Origin of the sequence: Vibrio sp. L85 (assembly GCF_963871815.1) — a bacterium.
Classification (GTDB): Bacteria; Pseudomonadota; Gammaproteobacteria; order Enterobacterales; family Vibrionaceae; genus Vibrio; species Vibrio harveyi.
Genome location: NZ_CAWMYL010000244.1, coordinates 168,356 through 189,068 on the forward strand (window position 1 = coordinate 168,356; position 20,713 = coordinate 189,068).

At 44.2% G+C, this 20,713-nt stretch carries 22 protein-coding genes; 4 read left to right on the forward strand and 18 right to left on the reverse strand.

Features of this window, described 5'->3' with window-relative positions; genetic code table 11:
* Nucleotides 1-96: 96 nt before the first annotated feature.
* The 5 genes from AACR11_RS24970 to pcp all read right to left on the reverse strand — a co-directional run bounded on the left by AACR11_RS24970 (nucleotide 97) and on the right by pcp (nucleotide 5,457).
* Complete coding sequence (locus AACR11_RS24970) at nucleotides 97-1,389, reverse strand: DEAD/DEAH box helicase (RefSeq protein WP_009696017.1); 1,293 nt, start codon at nucleotides 1,387-1,389, stop codon at nucleotides 97-99.
* Between the two features lie 165 nt (nucleotides 1,390-1,554).
* Nucleotides 1,555-3,174 carry a sensor domain-containing diguanylate cyclase gene (locus tag AACR11_RS24975; protein WP_079325189.1) on the reverse strand — a complete coding sequence of 540 codons (1,620 nt, stop codon included), beginning with the start codon at nucleotides 3,172-3,174 and terminating at the stop codon, nucleotides 1,555-1,557.
* A 164-nt stretch (nucleotides 3,175-3,338) separates the two neighbouring features.
* Nucleotides 3,339-4,325 (reverse strand): CobW family GTP-binding protein, encoded by a 987-nt coding sequence (locus AACR11_RS24980; RefSeq protein ID WP_079325191.1) that lies wholly within the window; start codon nucleotides 4,323-4,325, stop codon nucleotides 3,339-3,341.
* A gap of 63 nt (nucleotides 4,326-4,388) precedes the next feature.
* Nucleotides 4,389-4,652 carry a hypothetical protein gene (locus tag AACR11_RS24985; RefSeq protein ID WP_029790685.1) on the reverse strand — a complete coding sequence of 88 codons (264 nt, stop codon included), beginning with the start codon at nucleotides 4,650-4,652 and terminating at the stop codon, nucleotides 4,389-4,391.
* A gap of 166 nt (nucleotides 4,653-4,818) precedes the next feature.
* The gene (gene pcp / locus AACR11_RS24990; protein ID WP_009696014.1) at nucleotides 4,819-5,457 is read right to left on the reverse strand and encodes a pyroglutamyl-peptidase I; all 639 of its coding nucleotides are present in this window, start codon (nucleotides 5,455-5,457) and stop codon (nucleotides 4,819-4,821) included.
* A gap of 307 nt (nucleotides 5,458-5,764) precedes the next feature.
* Between pcp and AACR11_RS24995 the strand changes: the two genes are divergently transcribed.
* Nucleotides 5,765-6,013 (forward strand): hypothetical protein, encoded by a 249-nt coding sequence (locus AACR11_RS24995; RefSeq protein WP_005452227.1) that lies wholly within the window; start codon nucleotides 5,765-5,767, stop codon nucleotides 6,011-6,013.
* A gap of 360 nt (nucleotides 6,014-6,373) precedes the next feature.
* Here AACR11_RS24995 and AACR11_RS25000 read toward each other — a convergent pair whose 3' ends face one another.
* The gene (locus AACR11_RS25000; RefSeq protein ID WP_017818692.1) at nucleotides 6,374-6,655 is read right to left on the reverse strand and encodes a DUF2218 domain-containing protein; all 282 of its coding nucleotides are present in this window, start codon (nucleotides 6,653-6,655) and stop codon (nucleotides 6,374-6,376) included.
* Between the two features lie 155 nt (nucleotides 6,656-6,810).
* Nucleotides 6,811-8,817 carry a TonB-dependent siderophore receptor gene (locus AACR11_RS25005; protein ID WP_005452229.1) on the reverse strand — a complete coding sequence of 669 codons (2,007 nt, stop codon included), beginning with the start codon at nucleotides 8,815-8,817 and terminating at the stop codon, nucleotides 6,811-6,813.
* A 116-nt stretch (nucleotides 8,818-8,933) separates the two neighbouring features.
* Between AACR11_RS25005 and AACR11_RS25010 the strand changes: the two genes are divergently transcribed.
* Together AACR11_RS25010 and cueR are read left to right on the forward strand one after the other, a co-directional pair.
* Nucleotides 8,934-9,905 (forward strand): helix-turn-helix domain-containing protein, encoded by a 972-nt coding sequence (locus AACR11_RS25010; RefSeq protein WP_029788090.1) that lies wholly within the window; start codon nucleotides 8,934-8,936, stop codon nucleotides 9,903-9,905.
* Between the two features lie 360 nt (nucleotides 9,906-10,265).
* The gene (gene cueR / locus AACR11_RS25015) at nucleotides 10,266-10,652 is read left to right on the forward strand and encodes a Cu(I)-responsive transcriptional regulator (RefSeq protein ID WP_005437780.1); all 387 of its coding nucleotides are present in this window, start codon (nucleotides 10,266-10,268) and stop codon (nucleotides 10,650-10,652) included.
* 87 nt (nucleotides 10,653-10,739) lie between these two features.
* Here the strand turns inward: cueR and vctC are convergent, their stop codons facing one another.
* Genes vctC through AACR11_RS25035 form a run of 4 tightly spaced genes read right to left on the reverse strand, consistent with a single transcriptional unit; the run spans nucleotide 10,740 to nucleotide 14,307 of the window.
* Nucleotides 10,740-11,495: an iron chelate ABC transporter ATP-binding protein VctC gene (gene vctC, locus AACR11_RS25020; RefSeq protein ID WP_009696072.1), complete on the reverse strand. Its 756-nt coding sequence runs from the start codon at nucleotides 11,493-11,495 to the stop codon at nucleotides 10,740-10,742.
* Between the two features lie 2 nt (nucleotides 11,496-11,497).
* Nucleotides 11,498-12,448 (reverse strand): iron chelate uptake ABC transporter permease subunit VctG, encoded by a 951-nt coding sequence (vctG, locus tag AACR11_RS25025; RefSeq protein ID WP_029790181.1) that lies wholly within the window; start codon nucleotides 12,446-12,448, stop codon nucleotides 11,498-11,500.
* Nucleotides 12,441-13,376, reverse strand: coding sequence for an iron chelate uptake ABC transporter permease subunit VctD (vctD, locus tag AACR11_RS25030; RefSeq protein WP_020197540.1), 936 nt, complete (start codon nucleotides 13,374-13,376; stop codon nucleotides 12,441-12,443). Before vctD ends, vctG begins: the two co-directional genes overlap by 8 nt.
* A 22-nt stretch (nucleotides 13,377-13,398) precedes the next feature.
* On the reverse strand, nucleotides 13,399-14,307 hold the full coding sequence (locus tag AACR11_RS25035; RefSeq protein ID WP_009703143.1) for a siderophore ABC transporter substrate-binding protein: 909 nt from the start codon (nucleotides 14,305-14,307) through the stop codon (nucleotides 13,399-13,401).
* A 246-nt stretch (nucleotides 14,308-14,553) separates the two neighbouring features.
* Here AACR11_RS25035 and AACR11_RS25040 point away from each other — a divergent pair, with 246 nt between their 5' ends.
* The gene (locus AACR11_RS25040; RefSeq protein WP_078609721.1) at nucleotides 14,554-14,718 is read left to right on the forward strand and encodes a DUF3012 domain-containing protein; all 165 of its coding nucleotides are present in this window, start codon (nucleotides 14,554-14,556) and stop codon (nucleotides 14,716-14,718) included.
* Nucleotides 14,719-14,794: 76 nt separating this feature from the next.
* On the opposite strand, the gene AACR11_RS25045 is transcribed toward AACR11_RS25040, so the two are convergent.
* The 7 genes from AACR11_RS25045 to rbsB form a co-directional block, all read right to left on the reverse strand.
* A complete protein-coding gene (locus AACR11_RS25045; RefSeq protein WP_029790180.1) occupies nucleotides 14,795-15,475 on the reverse strand; it encodes a Crp/Fnr family transcriptional regulator in 681 nt (226 codons plus the stop codon).
* Nucleotides 15,476-15,597: 122 nt separating this feature from the next.
* Nucleotides 15,598-16,329 (reverse strand): nucleoside phosphorylase, encoded by a 732-nt coding sequence (locus AACR11_RS25050; protein WP_029790179.1) that lies wholly within the window; start codon nucleotides 16,327-16,329, stop codon nucleotides 15,598-15,600.
* A gap of 4 nt (nucleotides 16,330-16,333) precedes the next feature.
* Nucleotides 16,334-17,071: a nicotinamide riboside transporter PnuC gene (pnuC, locus tag AACR11_RS25055; protein ID WP_029790178.1), complete on the reverse strand. Its 738-nt coding sequence runs from the start codon at nucleotides 17,069-17,071 to the stop codon at nucleotides 16,334-16,336.
* A 158-nt stretch (nucleotides 17,072-17,229) separates the two neighbouring features.
* The gene (locus tag AACR11_RS25060) at nucleotides 17,230-17,448 is read right to left on the reverse strand and encodes a hypothetical protein (protein ID WP_005452242.1); all 219 of its coding nucleotides are present in this window, start codon (nucleotides 17,446-17,448) and stop codon (nucleotides 17,230-17,232) included.
* Between the two features lie 226 nt (nucleotides 17,449-17,674).
* Complete coding sequence (locus tag AACR11_RS25065) at nucleotides 17,675-18,682, reverse strand: substrate-binding domain-containing protein (RefSeq protein WP_005452243.1); 1,008 nt, start codon at nucleotides 18,680-18,682, stop codon at nucleotides 17,675-17,677.
* Nucleotides 18,683-18,697: 15 nt separating this feature from the next.
* Entirely contained in the window at nucleotides 18,698-19,615 is a 918-nt protein-coding gene (rbsK, locus tag AACR11_RS25070) for a ribokinase (RefSeq protein WP_005452244.1), read from the reverse strand.
* 204 nt (nucleotides 19,616-19,819) lie between these two features.
* On the reverse strand, nucleotides 19,820-20,698 hold the full coding sequence (rbsB, locus tag AACR11_RS25075; protein ID WP_029790177.1) for a ribose ABC transporter substrate-binding protein RbsB: 879 nt from the start codon (nucleotides 20,696-20,698) through the stop codon (nucleotides 19,820-19,822).
* Nucleotides 20,699-20,713 lie beyond the last annotated feature (15 nt).

Consider the following 20,713-nt stretch of genomic DNA (forward strand, 5'->3'; position numbering starts at 1 on the left):
ATTTCCCCAGATCACCGAGGTGATGGTTAGGTATCGTAAGTATAAACACAAACAAAAACGCCCCTCGTCATGAGGGGCGTTTTTTATATTCTGAAGTTAGTTCGAAGAGCGACGTGCTTTCAAACGTTTTACCATTGCTAGGCGACGTTCAGCTGAACCTTGGTCTGTTGCCGATTGGTTCGGGTTGTTACGACGACCTTGGCGGTTCTTGAAAGCTGGTTTTGAGTTTAGCTTCTCAATGTACGTTTCACGTTGTTTTGGTTCGTAACCTGCAAGTTCGATACGGCGAATACGCTGTTGAATAAGGTTTTCAACCTGTACTACCGTTAGCTCTTCTTCGCGGTTAACAAACGAAACGGCGTGACCTTGCTTACCAGCACGACCTGTACGACCGATGCGATGAACGTAATCTTCCGCTAGGAATGGCATATCGTAGTTCACAACGTGTGGTAGATCTTCAATATCCAAACCACGCGCTGCAACATCCGTTGCGACCATTACACGAGCTTTGCCCGTTTTGAACTCTTCTAGCGCACGACGACGAGCACTTTGCGCACGGTCACCATGACAAACAACCGCTTTAATGCCATCAAGCTTAAGCTCTTTTACTACATCGTTCGCTGTTTCTTTGTAGTTCACGAACACCAATACTTGCTTCCAGTTTTTACGACCAATTAACTCAGAAAGCAGTTCTGTTTTACGTTCTTGATCCACTGGGTAAAGGACGTGCGCAACCGTCTGTGCAGTCGTGTTCGCACGCTCTACTTCGATACGTTTTGGCTTGCGCAGAATGTCTCTCGCCAATAGGTTTAGCTGACTAGACGTCGTTGCTGAGAACATCATGATTTGTGGGTCAGTATCCACATCCAGCATGATCTTACGTACCGCATGGATAAAGCCCATGTCCAAGATACGGTCTGCTTCATCAAACACAAGAAACTCGATGTTCGCCACTGACACATTACCTTGTTCAATGTGCTCTTCAAGACGACCTGGCGTCGCCACCAAAATGTCGACACCGCGCTCTAATGCAGAAATTTGAGAAGACATCTTGCGACCACCAAAGATTGCAGCAACCGATAGCTCAGTATACTTAGTGTACGCTTTGATGTTATCTGCGATTTGCTCTGCTAGCTCGCGAGTTGGAGCCATGATAAGCGCACGTGCCGTTTTACGAGATGCACTACGACCAGATTCCAACAACTGTTGAATCATAGGTAGCGAGAACGCGGCAGTTTTGCCCGTACCCGTCTGTGCAGTGGCAAAAATATCATGACCTTTACGAGCCATTGGAATCGCCTTCTGTTGAATTGGCGTTAACTTCTCATAACCGCATTCTGCCAGTGCTTTTACCACTTCTGGCGCAAAACCTTGAGATGAAAATGACATTGAGCGTATTCCTTAAACAAATCACTAAATAGCTTTAAAAATTTTAGCGGTGCACTATACCCGAATTCGAGTGATTTATCTCACTTTTCTCATGCGTTCACGTAAAAACTCATGGAATCACGCGAGTTTCGATTCGGTACTCTTTATTTTATGCCCAACTTTCGTTTACTGAATGAAGAAATAACGATTTTTCCCCGATTTCTTCGCTTCATACATCGCCATATCGGCTTGGTGCATGAGGTCATCAAACGTGCATTCCGGCTCGCAGGAATAGCAGCCACCTATTGAACTGGTCACTTGATGGAACTTGCCTTCTACCACTTCGATTGGGTCTTGAATTAAATGAATAAGAGACGCCGCGTAATGCTCAGGGTTTTCCATATGTTCGGTATTGCTCAAAAGGATGGCGAACTCGTCGCCACCTAAGCGAGCGAGCAACGCTCTAGAACCAAATACACGACGCATTACCGATGCAATGTGAACCAGTGTTTTGTCCCCTGCAGCATGCCCATATTCATCATTAATGAACTTAAAGCCATCCAAATCGAGATAGATCAAACACGCCTTTTTGCCCTCTTTAAAACAACGCGCTAAGGTTAGCGTCGCTTGTTCTTGAAACGCAGCGCGGTTCACTAATCCTGTTAAGCTATCGTGGTGTGCAAGGTAATGAATGCGTTGATTATCGGAGAAAGCACGTAGCTGGAATCGAGCGATAAAATACGCCAGAGCGACAGCCAAAACCATACCCACTTGCATTAACCATTGACGTTCGTAAATGCCACTACTGATCTCTTTGCGTTTCGCAAAATCAACATAAGACACCAACTTCCATGCTGTTGAGCTGTTTTCGCTCACATGGTAATTCTGGAAACAATAGGGGTTAATTCTGTCCACAGCGCCAACAGACTCTATGGTCATGATGCCATGTTCAGTCTCAATCTGACCGGATTGCGTTTGCTTGATTTGAGCAGCTAATTCAGGGTAAGCATTGTAGACGGTCTCTTGCTGCCTATCGGAATACATAAACGCAAATTCTGCGTCTCGGTTTTGCTTGTTAAAAAGGAAATAGCCATCTTTATTCAAAAGCATGTAGTTAGTACCCATGTCGAGATTGAACAACGCCATACCTTCCATCAAGTACTTGGCTAAGTAGTTAACCACCACGATCCCGCGCTTGTTTCCCTGCTTATCAAATACTGGCGTCGCCAAGCGAATCATTGGTTTGAGAGGAACTTCGATCTGTCCATGTTCTATATTTAGGTCCAGAGGAGATACATAGATTTTACGGCATCCAAGTTTAAGGGCTTTTGAAAAATAGTAGCGTTTCGCTTTATTCTGTAATTCTTTCTTAGGTACGACTTCAGAATGACCACCATTAAAGTTGATTCGGATAACTTCATTACCCTGCATATCAAGATAGCGGAGCTGGTCATACACTTCTTTACGTTGACTCACAGCCTCTAGAATCGAATTCAAGCGAGACAATTCAGCACGTTGCGCTTGTTCAGAAGGAAGCTCAAGGGTTTCATAAACTCGTCTCGCTGCCATGATATCCGCCAACAGAGCCGTCTCTCTCACTACAGACCCCATCACCCACTCAATGTACTGTTTCTTGCCTTTTAATAGCGCTTGTTGCTGCACACGAATATTGCTTTTTGCCGCTTCTTCCGATGCTGATTTGTCGTAATGAATGATGGCGCCAAATACGGCAACTAACAAAAATAAAATCGCGACAAAGCGTAAACAAAAGAACTTCAGTTCCGAGAGGGTAAAGGTAGGATTCAAGAGATCTCCGGTTTCTTATAGCGCGAGAAAACCGGCGATTATAGTGATACGCGTCGCATATATATAGAGCAACGGAGATAATAAATTTCTATCGTCTCAATAACAAGATTCTATCGAAAAAGACCCAAGTCGATACTCAGGTCTTAATTTTGAGCACTTAACGCTCAGTTATCGATGCCACAAAGCTTAAGTAGAATCGCTTCGAGCTGGTCCCATGGCATTAGTTGTGAGTCGATCACCTCAAGACGAGATTCGAAACCTTCTAGGCTCATTTGGTTTACCGACACCACGCCATTTGCCACGTTAAACGCGAAACAACCTTGGTCTGTGTTAACAACCGCTTTAACACGTTCTGCTGTCAGATCCGATAACATGGAGAACAGTTGATCAAAATTAAAGTGGTATTCGGCACCAAACAACCAACCACAGCTGTAATAGCCCTGTCCTTTGTTTTCTTTACGGATGAACGCTTCACCAGGAGGCAACTGAAATTGTGGCTCTTGATGCGCGTGATCATGATGATGAGCTTCGATATGAGAAGAAGCACTACCGTGCACGCGTTCAATATCCAACACTTCAATAGGAAGATCACCATCATGAATCAGTTTGCTGAACACTTTTGAAGGCGATTGGTCCGTCACCCAATCGTTGAAAACATCAATGTCATGGCTGGTACACAGATCAACTTTGCTGCCAATAACCACATCCGCGCTATCTAGCTGATCGACGAAGTTCTTATTTGATAGGTACTTCTCAACGCTGAGGTTACGAGGGTCCACCAGCGCGATGGTTGCTTTTAAATCAACATACGGCAGGTACTGATCAGAAGTCAGCGTTGCAATGACTTGCTTTGGATGCCCCAAGCCCGTTGGTTCAATAAGAAGACGATCAGGTTTTTGGCGTAACAATGCCGTAATACCAACAGAAATCGGCACACCAGCCGTACAACACATACAGCCACCAGGAACTTCTTTGATCATTGCACCCTGGTCAGTCATCATCGCGCCATCGATACCAATCTCGCCGAACTCATTCACTAACACTGCCCAGTTTTCATTTTCTGGTTTGTTTTTCAATAAGTTCAGAATAGTCGTGGTTTTACCGACGCCAAGAAATCCCGTCAGTATGTTGGTAGGTACTCGATTTGACATGCTTTTCTCCGACAAGCTTGTGCTTTAATGCTTAGCCAAAGTATACGGAGAATGTGACATGCTTCAACGCTTTTTATCTCGGGAGTTTAACCCCTGATGAAGCGCTTTTGCTTTAGTTTGCTGTGATCGTTCGTAATAACCAAACGCATCTGCATTGCCTACGCCAGATAGATGCATGCTGGTATGAATGACACAAGTAAAGAACGCCACAATGGCAACGAGCATAGGAAGCAGTCCGAGAGTGTTTTCGAATTTTAGGGCCGCAATAGCCAAAGCGAAAACAACCGCAGAGGAAAGCGCAATGATCTTACTTCTATTGCTTTTCATGATAGTTCGCCTTTTTTATTGAAACGAGAGAGCAAAATGAATGAGTTAAACTCTTTCATCTGTCACCTCAATGCTACTCCTTTCATAGCCCACAAAATTTGAGCAACTTAACAGATACAAGAACACCAAGCGATGCGCCTAATGGCAGAGGCTCGGTGATATCTCATCAGCAAATCTGCCCTGCGGTCACGGCGATATCTGATTCATTATCTATGGCTACTTGAGCCAATCGCGCCAACCCTTCAACAATGACGTCCAGTAACATCGTAGGCTGGTTGCCCGAGCTATCTTGTTCTGGCAAAAGTGGGATATGCACAAAACCATGACGTACCGATTTATCGCGTAAGTAATGTTGAACGCCATAAAAGAGATGATTACATACGAAGGTCCCTGCCGTGTTTGAGACTTGGCATGGAATGTTTTCTTGTTGCAGTGCTCTCGTTATCGCCTTAATAGGTAACGTCGTAAAATAAGCATCCGGACCATCAGGGATCACTGGTTCATCTATCGGTTGATGACCACCATTATCCGGAATACGAAAGTCATCCACATTAATTGCAACGCGCTCAGGAGTAATCGCAGTACGTCCTGCCGCTTGACCAACTGTGATAACAATATCGGGCTGATGCAGTTCTATTGATTCAATCACTGCTTCAATGGATTCATATCGAGTAACAGGAACTTGGCACATAACCACTTCACCCCCATCGAGTTTTCTACCGTTTAAGCGCTTTACGGCCTCTAAGGCAGGGTTGATAGATTCCCCACCAAAGGGTTCAAAACCAGTAATCAAAACTTTCTTCATAGTGGCGGGTCTCATAGTAGTGGTCTTAACGACTTGTTGATGATGAATTTACAACAGCTTAGCTTTAGAACGTGAAGCATTATTACATCGCTTTTCCCACCCACCAAAGATTACGCTGCGCTTCGGATTGAAAATCTGAGATCCACCCTGATTTCACCATTGCTTGCTTGAAATCAAACCACGCGCATGTCCCTACTCCTCGTCCCTTGAGCCATTTGGTTAGTACAAATCCTTTCTTGGTTTCTGTCCGTAACTTAGGTAGAGTACGCGACCATTGAGTATCTACAATTCGAAGAGATTGAATACGATGAACATTGATAATCAAGTTATCGAAACACTAGAAGAGCTTGAAGCCTTCTTACACCTTATTGAAAGTGGCGCACTGGGTCTTGAGGGCGTAACCGGTGTGGCACTTGCGACAACGAACACAGATGGTCGTCCATTTGTGGCAGTATTGGGTGACAAACACCAATTGATCCTTGGTCGTTGGGTTTCTCAGCACGTTTACGATAACGGTAAAGACATCGTTCGTAACGGTCCACAGCGCAAACACTAGTCGAATGTTTTTACCTCTAATCTTAGAGGGTTCTAAAACAGTAAAGCTCGCTCAAACAGCGAGCTTTTTTATGTCTATTGTCAGAGGTTTAAGGTAATTCCTACAAGCCCTGTTTGGTTTCTAAGCTATTGTTCAAAAATAAAAAATAAGCTTGCCACCAACGACTTAACTCGTGACATTTCGCTGACAAAACTGCGAAAGAAACTCCTAGAATTTATCTCGGAAGCGATTCTAATGTTCGTTTCCGGACACCATCGCAGAGCAGTGTTCCTAGTTGCTCTGTTTGCCTCGTTTAGTCCGCTTGACAGCCTTGGACTAAGCGGGGCTTTTTTCTGGCATCAACGAAAAGATAACGGCTAATTAGCGAACCCAAGTGAGCTCGATTGTTTCTCTTCGTGAGAACATCTCGATATGAGAAGCCACAACAGCCTTCACTTTTACCAACAATTCTTCAGATTCCGCTTCACAGATAACCAAGAGGCACTCCCCTTCCAACCTAAATTCCGTGCTTCCGACAGGAAACGTCACTAAGCCCTTTTCGTCATTCCAAGTCGCAGGTACCTTGCGAGCAAAATGGCGGCATAAGGTGACGAGGTATTTACTCGCATGCTCGCTTTCGATTTTCGTCGTTTCTTTGATCATTGGTTTACACTTCCCTTCATAAACAAATCTCTCTCGCTAGGCTGTACCTTTCGAGCTCTCCAGAATAAAAAATGGCTCTCTGATGAGAGCCAAATAGCTAAGGTTGTTATACCCAAGTGACTTCAAGATGCAGGATTCAGAGCGCTGTCATTGATTTAGAATTGATAAGCCGCCGATAACTTATAGTTACGTCCTGGCTCGTAATCATCCAAAGTAATACCTCGGGCCGTCCCCGAACGAGATGCATGAGACGTATATAGCTCGTCAAAGACGTTATCGATACCAAACGTTACCGATAGACCATCGATGTCAGAAGGCACCCATTGTGCGTACAAGTTATGTACATCGTAGCTGTCTTTCTTAGGTTGACCATCAAACACATTGTCTTCTTCAAGAACAAACATTGAGTTCCAACCGAAGATGGTTTCTAGCGAATCAGATTGGTAATCCAACGTCAGCGAGATGCTGTCACCCATATCAATACTGCGACCATTGCCGCCCGCGACAGGACCACCAGTATCTTTGTTCTCTGTATCTGATTTAGAGTATGACAGTTTGCTACCGAAGCTTTCATAACCATAGAAGGCACTTGCTTCGAAGCCCTTGATTTCCACATCACCCAAATTGTAAATAAGATAAGTTTTCGTAGTACGTTGGTACTCTTCAGCAATGTAGTTATCAATATCAGTTTGGAAGAAGGTTAAATTTGCACCAAATGAATGCGCATCCATGGTTTTGTCAAAGCGCACGCCACCTTGTGTGTTTTGCCCCGTTTCTGGTTTCAAACCATCTTGTAGGTAAGCCACATCTTGGTAAGCGATAAAGGTTTCCATTAATTCTGGACCTTTAAAGAGTGAACGAGAGCTTGCAAATAGCGTCCAGTCTTGTGTTATTGCCCACTCTGCTGCCAGTGCCCATGTCACTTCATCGTAATCGTTGTTACCTGTTTCTGCTTTGCGCTGGTAATCGTCAAAACGCAGACCCGCTGTGATGGAGAGAGCATCAGAAATGAAGAATTGGTCTTCAACGAATAACGCTGTAGAGACCGCGGATTCATCCATGAACTTACTGCTGCCGTAGTAACTCTCCGAAGTCTTATCCATGTAATCAAGACCGTACGTCGCACGATGATCAAAATCACCCAATGTCAGCAGTGATTGGAATTTTGCACTCAAACCAAAGTTCTGGTTTTTCGCCGTGTTTTTCGACAAACGATTTGCCGGCCAACGCGGTGCCATTACGGATTCATCACGAACAATTTCAGTCTCGGTGTTGTAAAGTGTTACGTCACCTTGGTGTTGATCGCCGCGCAATTCATAACTCAGAGTGACCGTGTCACGATCATAATCAGTCGGAATCAATAAGTTGTTGGATAGACCATTGTTCGCGCCACCAGACATATCAGGTCGTGGGTTATAATCACCACTGTCACGGTACATGTCGTAAGAGATTTCAATGCGATGGATATCACCAAATTCGTACCCTAATTTCCCTAGGATATTGTAAACGTCACCTTCCGAGCCAAAGGTTTTCTTACCATCACCATCTTTAAAGTCATCACGCGTCACATAGTGACCGTAGACCATAGCGTCCACGCTTTCAGACAACAGCCCATAAAGCGTTAAAGAGCCCTGTTGGTTATCATTAGACGCATAACCACCGTAAACACGCGCACCAAAGTTTTCATCGTAACGCAGCAGATCACGTGCATCTTTGGTTTCAAAGTACACCGCGCCACCAAGACCACTTTGAGTTACCGAGTTATTACCCACTTGGATATCCGCTGACTTCAAAATGTCCGGGTTAAGCGTAAGGTTACCAATATGGTGGAACATGTTGGCGTGCTGAGAGGCACCATCCAAACGGATATCAAGGTCGGTTTCACCAAGACCGCGAATCGTAATGCGTTGGTTGACAGAGTGCGTACCACCCACATCAACGCCCGGAATATCACGAAGTAAATCCGACATGTGATCGGCTTGCTTGAGCGACATATCGTCAGCAAACATTGATTCGGTGTTGCTGGATACTTTCGTCCCCCACACAACTACCTCTTCGAAGTGAGAGTCTTGATCTTGAGCTAAAGCTGGATGGGCAAGCGCCATCCCCACTGCTAGGCATAGGCTTGAGAGCTTAATTGGTGAGCGAACAGGGCTTTCCATAAACGTCTTCCTAAATATAAATGATAATAATTCTCACGCATGATAGGATCTCAATTCATAAATACAAAGACGAATCACTTATGCAAAATCGCATAGGTGTTATGAGGAAACGTCAAATGGCGGCAGAGACCAAAAAAAGAACTAAAATTGCCAAAGTAGCTCTGACCAAAAAGCTTGAGCAGACGGAAAAACAAATAATTGTTACACAAGGTCAAAGCAGCCAAACTCAGCTTGCTGAAGGGAAATTTCTCTCCTACCAATACAACGACCAAATCTTTGTCCATGGCGGACGATGCATCGAATTAGTCGATTCCAATATTGTCTCTACTGCCCATTCAGCCCTACTGATTACTATCCTTCTCGAGGGAAAGCTATCTTTTGGCTATGACGATCTTCAATTCGACTTTGACGCTAAAAAAGCACCACAAGGTGTGGTTGTTAACCTAGCAAAACCCGCTAACTTCCGCCGCTCACTGATTCAAAATAACAGAATGAATAAGATCAACATTCTTATTAAACCACCTTGGTTAGAATCGAGAATGGCGGGAAATTGTGGACACAAGCGCTTCATTGAAACTCACCAAGCTTTTTACACGCTGGAGCTTAATGAGACGTTAATTGAGCTTGCACGCTCTCTCACTCAACGTGAATCTCCGACAAATATGAAAGATCGTATAGAGGTCGAAAGCTTGATTTACCAAGTGCTTTCCCACTCAATCGGGCAAATGCCTGACGATTACTGCGCGGTATGTGAAAAACAGCATCGCTCCGCTGACACTCGCGTAGAAAATGTGGTCAGTTACATAGAAACACATCTCGATAAAGATTTAACTTTAGAGCGTTTAGCAGAAGAGTTTTCAATGAGCGTTTCAAACCTCCAACGACGTTTCAAACAGGCTTTTAACATGACCATTAATGGTTACATCCGCCATCGCCGCTTAGAGATCGCTCGCCAGCATTTGGAACGGGGATTAGTGACTATCACAGAAGCGGCATACGAAGCGGGCTATCATCATCCATCAAACTTTACCAACGCCTTCAAGAAAGTATTTGGTGTTCCCCCACATGAAGTCGTCAACAACCATTGAGTATACCCAAGTAACCTCGAGATGCTAGGTTCAGCGAGAATGACTTGGTTTGTAGACGCGGCGGCGATTTAAAGATCTAGTCATTCTAAATCAAGAATCGGCAACAAAGTATACAAGCCAAGGCAGCTCGCCCTTTGGGAGCGTGTCATTGACCCGATTGCTGCGTCAAACAACTTGGAAAGAGCTGGCTATTACACTGCGTTGTTTTCCTTACTCTCGAATCAATGACAACGCTCTGAATCCTGCATCTTGAAGTCACTTGGGCATATATCCATATAAATTTGCTCTCAAAGCTATTTGGGAAGACAAACACTTGGCGTTATACTCGCGAGAAAGGTTATCTGAAATACAGAGGTCATCATGAATATTGGTGCAGTTGCGAAACTAACGGGGTTGTCTTCTAAATCGATTCGTATGTATGAAGACAAAGGCATCATTTCATCACCAGCTCGTAGCGATTCAGGTTATCGCGAATATTCTGACAAACACATCCAAGAGCTCAACCTTGTTTCCCGGGCAAAAAATGCGGGATTCTCACTGCAAGAATGCAAAGAATTTGTGCAACTGGCGCATAATCCAAATCGCAAAAGTAGCGAAGTGAAAGCGCGTACGATGGATAAACTTCATGAAGTGGAGCAAAAAATCGCTCACTTGTTGGAAATTAAAAAGCAATTAGAAGGTTGGGTTTCATCTTGTCCGGGCGATGCCGAGAGCCGATGTCCAATCATTGATGAGCTCACCAAGTAAGCTCATCAACATTTCTATTTCGGTTTACAGGGCTATTGTTCTAGTAAGGTACTGTTTTAACGTAATTCTGTTTTAGTAAATATCGCTTTAATGGTAAGTACACATACGCTTGCCATTAAGCTCAATGATATTAAAAGGTGTCTCGTAGATATCTTCTAACGTGGACGCCTGAATTACCTCATCTACCTTGCCACTGGCAACCACTTTACCCTTCTTCAGAGCAAGGATCTCATCGGAATAACAAGCTGCAAAATTAATATCGTGGATCACCACCACCATAGCTTTATTCATATCATGCGCAAGACGTTGAACGACTCTCATGATTTGAAGCGAATGCTTGATATCAAGGTTATTCAATGGTTCATCGAGGAAAACATAATCCGTATCTTGGGCTATCACCATCGCAATAAACGCCAACTGTCGTTGACCACCACTCAATTCATCTAAGAACTTATCTTGAATTTCTTTCAGATCTAAGTAGTCGATTGCTTGATCGATAATCGCATGGTCATCTTTGGACAAGTTGCCTTTTGAATAAGGGAATCGCCCAAACGATACCAATTCTTTTACGGTAAAACGCATCGTAATCGTGTTAGCTTGACGTAATACCGCCAACTTTTTCGCAAGTTCTTTGGTGTCCCAATCTGCAATCTCTTTGCAGTCGATCATGACACTACCACCATCTCGCTCGGTCAATCGTGACGCCATGGACAGCAAGGTACTCTTTCCTGCTCCGTTTGGACCAATAATCGATGTCACCTTCCCTTTCTCAAATTGGGTATCCGCGCCATCAACCACTTTGTTGGAACCAAATGCTTTGGTTAATTTATCTATAACTATCATGTTTATACGACTTTGTTTTTCAGCAGTAGATACAAGAAGTAGATACCACCAATAAAGTTAATCACTACGCTCAGCGTCGTTTCAAATGAAAAGACGTTTTCTATAATCCATTGCCCCGACAATAAGGCACAAATTGCCATCAAAGAGCAACCTATTAACAAGGTACGATGCTGGTAAGAGCGGAACATTTCACGGCTCAAGTTTGTCACCAATAAGCCAAAGAACATGATTGGTCCGACTAAAGCCGTCGAAATAGCAATGAGAACCGCAGAGAGAATAAAGACATTGCGCGTCACTTTAGAGACATCAACCCCAAGACTCTTAGCATTGTCTTGGTCTAGCCAAAAAACATCTAAAGTACGATGCATGCGATACAACAACCAGCAAGCGATGAGCAATATTGGTGAACTAAGATACACCAAGTTCACCTTCACATTATTGAAACTCGCGTACAGTTTAGATTGCACAAACGCAAAAGTATTTGGGTCCATAAGAAGGGAAAAGAACACCGCAATGTTGTTAAACAACTGCCCAAAGATCAGCCCAACCAATAGCAAAGTGATGAGGTTGCGCCCGCCTTTTGAAAAATAAAACCCAAACAGCAATAGCGAAAATCCCACCATGACCAGCACAGCAATCGAGAAGTTGATGTAGACATTCAGAACGAGAGCGCTTAAACCACCAAACAACAAAACAATCAGTACTTGCGTTAACACATACAACGCATCAAACCCCATGATGCTTGGAGTAAGAATCCGGTTGTGGGTAATGGTTTGGAACACCAACGAAGATTGAGCAATCGCAATACCCGCCAATACCATAGCTAACACTTTAGGCACACGTCGCGACAAAAAGTACTGGTAGTTATCTGCTGTTAAGCCAATACCAATAAACAAAAAAGCAAAAAGCAGCACGACGGCTGCCAATAAGAACAGTTTCTTGGAATCACGCACTTTGCTTACCTCGCAACAACATCGCGATAAACACCACTCCACCCAAGATGCTGATCACGATTGAAATCGGCATTTCATGAGGGAAGATGATCAATCGGCTAACCAAGTCACACGCCAAAACGAGTATTGCCCCGTACATGGCAGTAAGCGGGATATTGCGTTTGAGATTATCACCGTAGAAGTAACTGACTAAGTTTGGCACGATAAGCCCAAGAAATGGCAGTTGACCTACGATCATCACCACACTGGCTGACATCACCGACACCAAAAGTACGCCTAACGTCACCACTTGCTGATAGTTCAGCCCAAGGTTTACTGCAAAGTCTTTACCAATGCCAACCGCAGAAATGCGTGCGGCAAATAGGTAACTTAAAAGAGCGACGGGAACAGCAATATAAAGCAGCTCAAAATCACCACGCAAAATGTTTGCAAAGTTTGCTACGCTCCATGCTGACAGGCTTTGTAGTGCATCGTATTTGTAGGCAATGAAAGTAGTAACAGCGTCAACAACGTTACCAAAGATGATGCCCACGAGTGGCACAAACACGACGCTTTTGAATTGAATACGTTGAATGAACTGGACAAACATCAAGGTACCCAGGATAGAGACAGCAAAGACAAGCCAAAGCTGTTCGCCATTGCCAAAAAACACCACACTCATTACGTAACCAAGCATGGCACACTCAATCGTGCCTGTTGTTGAAGGCGCGGCGAATCGGTTTTGGCTAATTTGCTGCATCACTAATCCAGCGATGCTTAGCCCTGCTCCAGCAAGAAGAATGGCAAATAAACGTGGAACCCGGCTAGTAAAGAAAAGCTCTAGTGCTTTTGCATCGCCCGAAAACAACTGTTGGGGTGTCATATTTGCCACCCCAACAAACAACGATGCAACGCTTAGAACAACAAGAACAAGCAATAACTTTTTCAAAGTTAACCTCAGCTAGCTTCGCTTACAGATCGATCGTGTGTTTAATTTCACTCACCATCTTTTCCGTTGCGGTCACGCCGGACATTGCTAAATACCATGCGTCAACATCTAGAAAAGTAATTTTCTTGTTCTTGTAAGCCGAAGTCGCTTTAACCAAATCGTTATCCAGCGCTTTAGCGAGGTCATGATCAGACTTTGCGTGAAGTGAATTTCTATCAATAACTAGAATATTTTTCGGATTAGCTTCGCGAATAAACTCATAAGAGATTACGTCACCGTGCGTGCCTGTTTTGAGGTTCTTCACTGTTTCTGTAAAGCCAAAATCTGTGTAAATCGCCCCAAAACGAGATTTCGCACCAAATGCACTGATGTTGTCACCAATACTTAGAATCGTAAGCGCATCATTATTATGAGCTTGGTTATAGTCATGAATTGCTTTGAATTGAGCGTCTAACTTCGTAATTTTTTGCTCGACCTTATCCTCGATATTGAAGATTTTGCCAATATTTCGCCATTGTGCTTTGGTCCCTTGCCAGTAATCTTCATTCTCGCCTGAAGCAAATACTACCGTTGGGGCAATTTCACTTAACTCATCGTATTTTGACGAACCGCGAGGACCAACCAAAATCAAATCTGGTTTTTGCATGTAGATGGTTTCGAAGTCTGGTTCGAACAGACTACCTGCCGATTTGTAATGAGCTTTACTGTACTTAGATAAGTACTTTGGAAGATGGGAGGCGTTCGATACCGCTACAGGGTCAATACCAAAACTGTCGAGTGTATCGAGTGGACCAAAGCCAATCACAACCACACGTTTTGGCGATTGTTCGACTTCTGTCGTTCCCATGTAGTGATCGATTTTGACGGTTGCAGCAAAAGCAGGTGAGATTGTTAGCAGCGAAACAAGAGCCGCACTGACGAGTTTTTCCATTATTCTAAGCCTTAAATGAGATCCGTTATCATGCGCATTCGCAATATATCGTTACTCAATCAGGCATTCAACCGATTCTTTAATAACTTTACATTCGTTACACTTCTAAATTGGCTTAATAAATCAACAAATTACACTGTACCTATATCGGATTTGAGACGGTAAGCGCAAAATAATAATTTTCATGTTTATCTCGTGATCGAGTGCTTATACTTCAAAGCAAGTCTTACCAAAAAGGATTAGAAAATGAAGAAGTTAGCATTAATGGTTTTTGTTGCAGCGCAACTGATGGCTTGTACAGAGGTGGGCAGTGAAGCGTGGTGTAACGACATGAAAGAAAAGCCAAAAGGCGAATGGACCGCTAACGAAGCGTCTGATTTTGCTAAAAATTGTGTTTTTAAATCAGAATAAACACACATTGTTCTGATTGAATAACAGATAAACCAGATAGCCCGCAGCTTTTATTTTTAAAATGGAATCGTGCGGGCTATTCGTAGGCATCAAGAAACGCTTTCAGTGCAAGTTCATCAACAATCTCTAGCCCTTGCTCACCCTTTCTAATCAAACCCTTGTCCATTAAATCTTTTACCGCTCGGCGATAAACACGCCCGGAAGTGCCAAATCTTTCGGCTTCTTGGTTTACTTTGCCAAATCCCCCCAACAAGGTATTGGTCTGTTTTTGCACCAACAAATCATAAGCGATGTTGTAAGTAATTGGGTGTAACAAGCGATTGGTATAGATGTCCATTGAATCCTGATAATCCTCCGCCAAAGCAGAAGCAAAGAAGAACATCATGTCAGGTTGCTGATGCAGCGCCTCAGTCAGTTTTTGGATGCAGATAATATCCACTTGCATATGTTCATCGGCGACGACGTTCCACTGACAAGGCGTTTGCGTGAAGTACTCCATTTCACCATAGATATGATAATCGCAATTGGCTTCACCCAATTGAAAACGACGACCGTTGACAGCAATAATACTCATTGAAACTCGACCGACTGGCACAACATACAGATATTGAAGCTGCTCGCCTTGGCGAAGGATCTCTTCACCAGAGTCAAAGTATCGACTGCCGATTTGGCATTGATAGATTAAGTCACGAAACTCGGCACTTTTCTGTTCTAGAAAGCTTTTGAAACGTCCGGTTGAGTAAGGGCTGATTTTCACGTGAGTTTCTCTTTAATGACAACAATCTCAAATAGATTGTACTCGCTAGAATCGTTTGATGACAGCCAATAAAAAAGCGACACCAAAGTGCCGCTTTAAAAATTAACTAAGCTGTGATCCAGTTAACTTTGCGCAATTAAGGCTTCAAGAGCAGCGTAAGACGCTAAACGCTCCCCTTCCATCATCACTTGCGCTTCGTCTACGTACTGTCCTACGCCTTCTTTCACATCCTGCTGATACAAAACCACATTGTTCAGAATGGAGGCAACATTCAGTCCACGCAAACGACCGACAGTAAAAAGTGCCGAGGTTTCCATATCCGCGCCTAGGATTCCTTTCTTGTTCCAGTATTCGCAAATCGCTTCTTCGTCGTCGGTATAGAAGCTGTCATGGGAGCGAACCACACCTAAATGATAGCGCGCTTCTTTTTCGGCTAAATAGCTGTCCAGCGCTTTCAGTAACGAAAAGCTTGCGTAAGCCGGATACGAAGAGCGAACGTATGCTTTCGAGCCACCTTCGTCTCTGACGGCGCCTTCAGCCACTATCAACTCACCGAGTTGAATGCCTGATTGCATCGCACCAGCTGATCCCACACGAATCACGTCTGTCACACCACACTGTTTTAGCTCTTCCACCGCAATGATCATCGAAGGAGCGCCTATGCCTGTACTGCATACTGAGATTTGCTGACCTTGGTATGTGCCAGTGAATACTCTATATTCACGGTTTTCAGAGACCAATTCTGCGTTATCAAACAACGCGGCAATACGGTTTGCTCTATCTGGCTCACCACAGACGATCACTCGCGATGCTATCTGGGTGTTGTCTACGCCAATATGAGGTTGTTTCATCATTGGCTTAACCTTGCGCTGTCGCTTGAGTTAGGGTCTTATCACCATTGCGTTTCGCACTACGTGCCCATTCTCTTGTGCCGTTTGCGGCGATGAACATTAGAATCGCGTATTGAACCGACATTGCGTACACGCCTTGTGTTGCGTAAATACCAACGCTGATGATGTTGATTACGACCCAAAGAATCCAGTTCTCAACGTACTTACGTGTCATTAAGATTTGCGCCACGATAGACAGAACGGTCATAGTTGCATCCCAGAATGGGAAAGCATCTGGCTCCAACACAGGTTCAGACAAACCTGCACCGAACACATTTAACGTATCAACGGCAATGTTAGCCAACGCAAAAAAGAATGGGTCGATATAGATGGTTAACAGCGCAATCGCAACAATGCTTACTGAACCTGTCGCGATGAGCTTCTGCTTGCTTAACCAGCGCACCTCTAGTGTCTCACCTTGTGCATTTGGTCTTGTCCACGCATACCAACCATAAATGTTGGCGCAGAAGAAGAACATTTGAAGCAGAAGCAATCCGTAAAGCTGAATCTGGAAAAAGATAACGGCGAAAAGTGTTACGTTCAGCAAACCGAACAAGTAGTTAATGGTTTTTTCTTGGCTCGCAAACCAAATACAAAGCAGACCGAAAACCGTACCAAAAGCTTCGATCCAACTCATCGCATAGCCACCACCAATAGGAATATTAACAAGGGTGTTATTGATGTCTAACAGGGCAAATAGGTCCATGAAGATGTCCTTTATTATTGTGCTTGGGATGTGCTCATCTTATTGCCTCGCAGCAAACAAAAAGGAGGACATTTGTCCTCCTTTCGATGTACCCGATCATAAATCAGATCAATACTTGCTTTAAAGTGCCTGAAGCACACTTATTCCTTCGCCACTATTTAGGATTCATGTCCTAAGTAACGCTTCTTGAAAGATGATGCCGCAGCAAATAGTGCTGTAGCTATGAACGTAAATGCGATACCCAATAAGTAAATGAATTCTTCATTGGCAAGCAACTCATAAACACTCAAAGAAAACACGAATAAGACTAAGAGAATATTGATACGGTGAAACCACGGTCTCTTAACTGAATGCAGTGCGTATCTCTTGACGAACATAAAAATTTTCCATTTGCTACAATAATTTATAAATCTATTTATAGACCCTTTTAATAATAAGCTTTTTGGAATATTTCTACACGAAATCTTTTACTTTACGCGCAAAAAATCACATTTTGTTGGGCTTATTGTTCAAAAGGCGTGGGGTTGCTTCCTAAATCCTTATAAAAAGCACCTTCAATAAAAGTATAGGTCTATAACTTATTGAGAATGAATAAATTTTGAGCTAAGAGAGACGCTTCACACTTTTACGTTCAATCAGTGTCGGCTCTAATTGCACAACCTGAGCTTCGTCAGACTTATCATCCAATTTACGTAACAATGTCTCTACAGCAGCTTGTCCAAGACGGTACTTAGGCTGATGAATAGTGGTGAGGGATGGCGACATAAACTTAGCGATGTGGATATCGTCATAACCAATGATAGAAAGCTGCTCAGGTACTTGAATACCCAACTCATTTGCCGCGTTAATTGCGCCCATAGCCATCATGTCGTTGGAAACAAAAATAGAACTTGGTAACGGACCACGTTCCGCCATTTTTTTGAAGGCTTGATAACCCCCTTCGCATTCAAAGTCCGATTCAACAATCCAGTTGGCGTTGAACTCAAGCTCTGCTTCGATCATCGCGCGTTTGTAGCCTTCGTAACGCATTTGCGCTTGATGCTTAATTAATGGTCCAGTGATACAACCAATCTCTTTGTGACCACAATCGATAAGGTATTTGGCTGCCAAGTAACCACCACGAAGTGAGTTATCTTGGATCTTATCGCTTGTGAACAGCATTGGTCCCCAATCCATCACTACAACTGGAATATCAGGGTAACGTTCAAATACATCAATGCGCTCCCCTTCTAACGATGAACACATTAGAATCAGACCATCAACTCGCTTTTGTAGCAACGTATTGATGGAATCACGCATGCGTTCGTTATCGCCTTCAGTGTTACACAGGATCAGGCTATAGCCTTTATGGTAGCAACTGCGCTCAACACCTTTTACGACTTCACCGAAAAATGGGTTGGTTGAGGTAGTCACCAGCATACCAATGGTTTTGGTGCGATTGACTTTGAGGCTACGCGCCAAAGCTGAAGGCGCGTAGTAATTGAGCTCTTTGGCAGCGTTGTTGACTCGTTCCGAGATCTCTTCGCTGACAAAGCGAGTTTTGTTAATAACATGGCTCACAGTTGAGGTGGAAACCCCTGCCAGTTTTGCGATGTCTTTCATCGTTGCCATGTTATTACTCCTTAATTAGTTTTTAACCAGAAACTCCTCAACCTCTTTTCGGGTTGGAATGGAGGTTTGCGCGCCAAAGCGAGTTACTGAGATCGCTGCTGCTGCGTGGGCAAACTTAATCGCTGATTCTAAAGGTAAGTCTTCCAATAAACCAGTGACTAATGCCCCATTAAACGTATCGCCCGCCGCTGTGGTATCTGTTGCTTCTACGCGGAAACCAGGAATGATTTCACCGCGACCGTTTTGACTCAACCACACCCCTTTCGCACCGAGCGTGATCATGACGATTTCAATGCCTTTCGAATGCAGGATGTTTGCCGCTTCTTGTGCGCTGTCATCGTCCGTTACCGTCACACCTGTTAGTACTTCCGCTTCCGTTTCATTTGGTGTGATGACATCAATGCAAGACAGTAACTCATCAGACAATTCACGTGCTGGCGCTGGGTTCAGAATGACGTTGGTTTTGGCATCTTTCGCGATTCGCGCAGCTTTCTCGATGCCGCACATTGGCGTTTCTAGTTGCATCAACAAGTAATCAGCCTGACGAATGCGCTCTAGATCTGGCTCAATCGCCTCTGCAGTCAGCTTGGCGTTGGCTTCTGCGGAGATACAAATGCTGTTCTCGCCGCTGTCCGCCACTTGAATCATGGCAATGCCCGTTGGGCAGTTCGGCTGCATTTTCACGCCAGCAATATCGATGCCATCCATTTTGAAGTTCTCACGAATGTTGATGCCGAATGAATCATCACCCACACACGCAATAAAACCGATATCTGCGTTTAATCGAGCTGCCGCAACAGCTTGGTTGGCACCCTTGCCACCTGGGATAACTTGATAGTTGCGACCATGCAGCGTCTCGCCTGGACGAGGGAAAGAAGGCACTTGAAGAACATGGTCAGCGTTTACACTACCTAACACCACTAACTTATTCATACGGTTATCCTCGGTTCTGAATGAACCCTTTATATTTGAACAGGAGTAATAGGTTTACGCTCTTTGAAAAAACGTAAGCGTATTACGATTCAAATAGATTCAGTTTTCTAACGTACCATTTGTGTTGTTTGGAATGACCCAACACATTCATTGGGTCATTCCATTATCTTCAACAAAGAAGAATCACTGAGTTGGGAGTTAAACTTACTTAGTCACGACTTTAAGCGGAACAGGAATGTACTCCTCAACCTTCTCACCTTTCAATACTTTGTCGGCCGTTTCTACACCCAAAGCACCAATAAGATCTGGCTGCTGCGCGATAGTTGCTGCTAGCTTGCCACGGTTAACTGCTGCAATGCCGTCGTCAGTGCCGTCGAAGCCAACGATGAGTACATCTTTACCAGACGCTTGAACTGCGCGAAGCGCACCCAGTGCCATCTCATCGTTCTGAGCAAATACTGCTTGAACGTCAGGGTTCGCTGCAAGCAAGTTTTCCATTACGTTCAGACCTTTAGTACGGTCAAAATCAGCAGGTTGGCTTGCTAGTAGCTCCATGTTGCTGCCCTTCACTGCTGTCATGAAGCCTTCACCACGCTCACGCGCCGCAGACGTACCGGCAATACCTTCTAGCTGGATAACTTTCGCTTTCTCACCTACTTTTTCCATGATGTAGTGACCAGCCATTTCGCCACCAACTACGTTGTCAGAAGCGATGTGGCTCACCACTTCACCACGGCTTGCACCACGGTCTAGTGTCAACACAGGGATCTTAGAACGGTTCGCCATACGAATTGCGTTTGACACAGCGTCTGAATCTGTTGGGTTAATCAGAATCGCTTTTACGCCACGAATCGTTAGGTCTTCGATGTTTGACAGTTCTTTACTCGGGTCATTTTGCGAGTCCAGTACAATCAAGTCGTATCCCAGTTCTTTCGCTTTCGCTTCTGCACCGTCTTTCATCGTTACGAAGAACGGGTTATTCAATGTAGAAACTACAATCGCCATTGTATCTTGAGCGTGCGCCGCTACCGATACGGTTGAAGAAAGAAGTGCAGCAGAGATAAGAGTTGCGAGTTTTTTCATCGTTCTAGTCCTTTG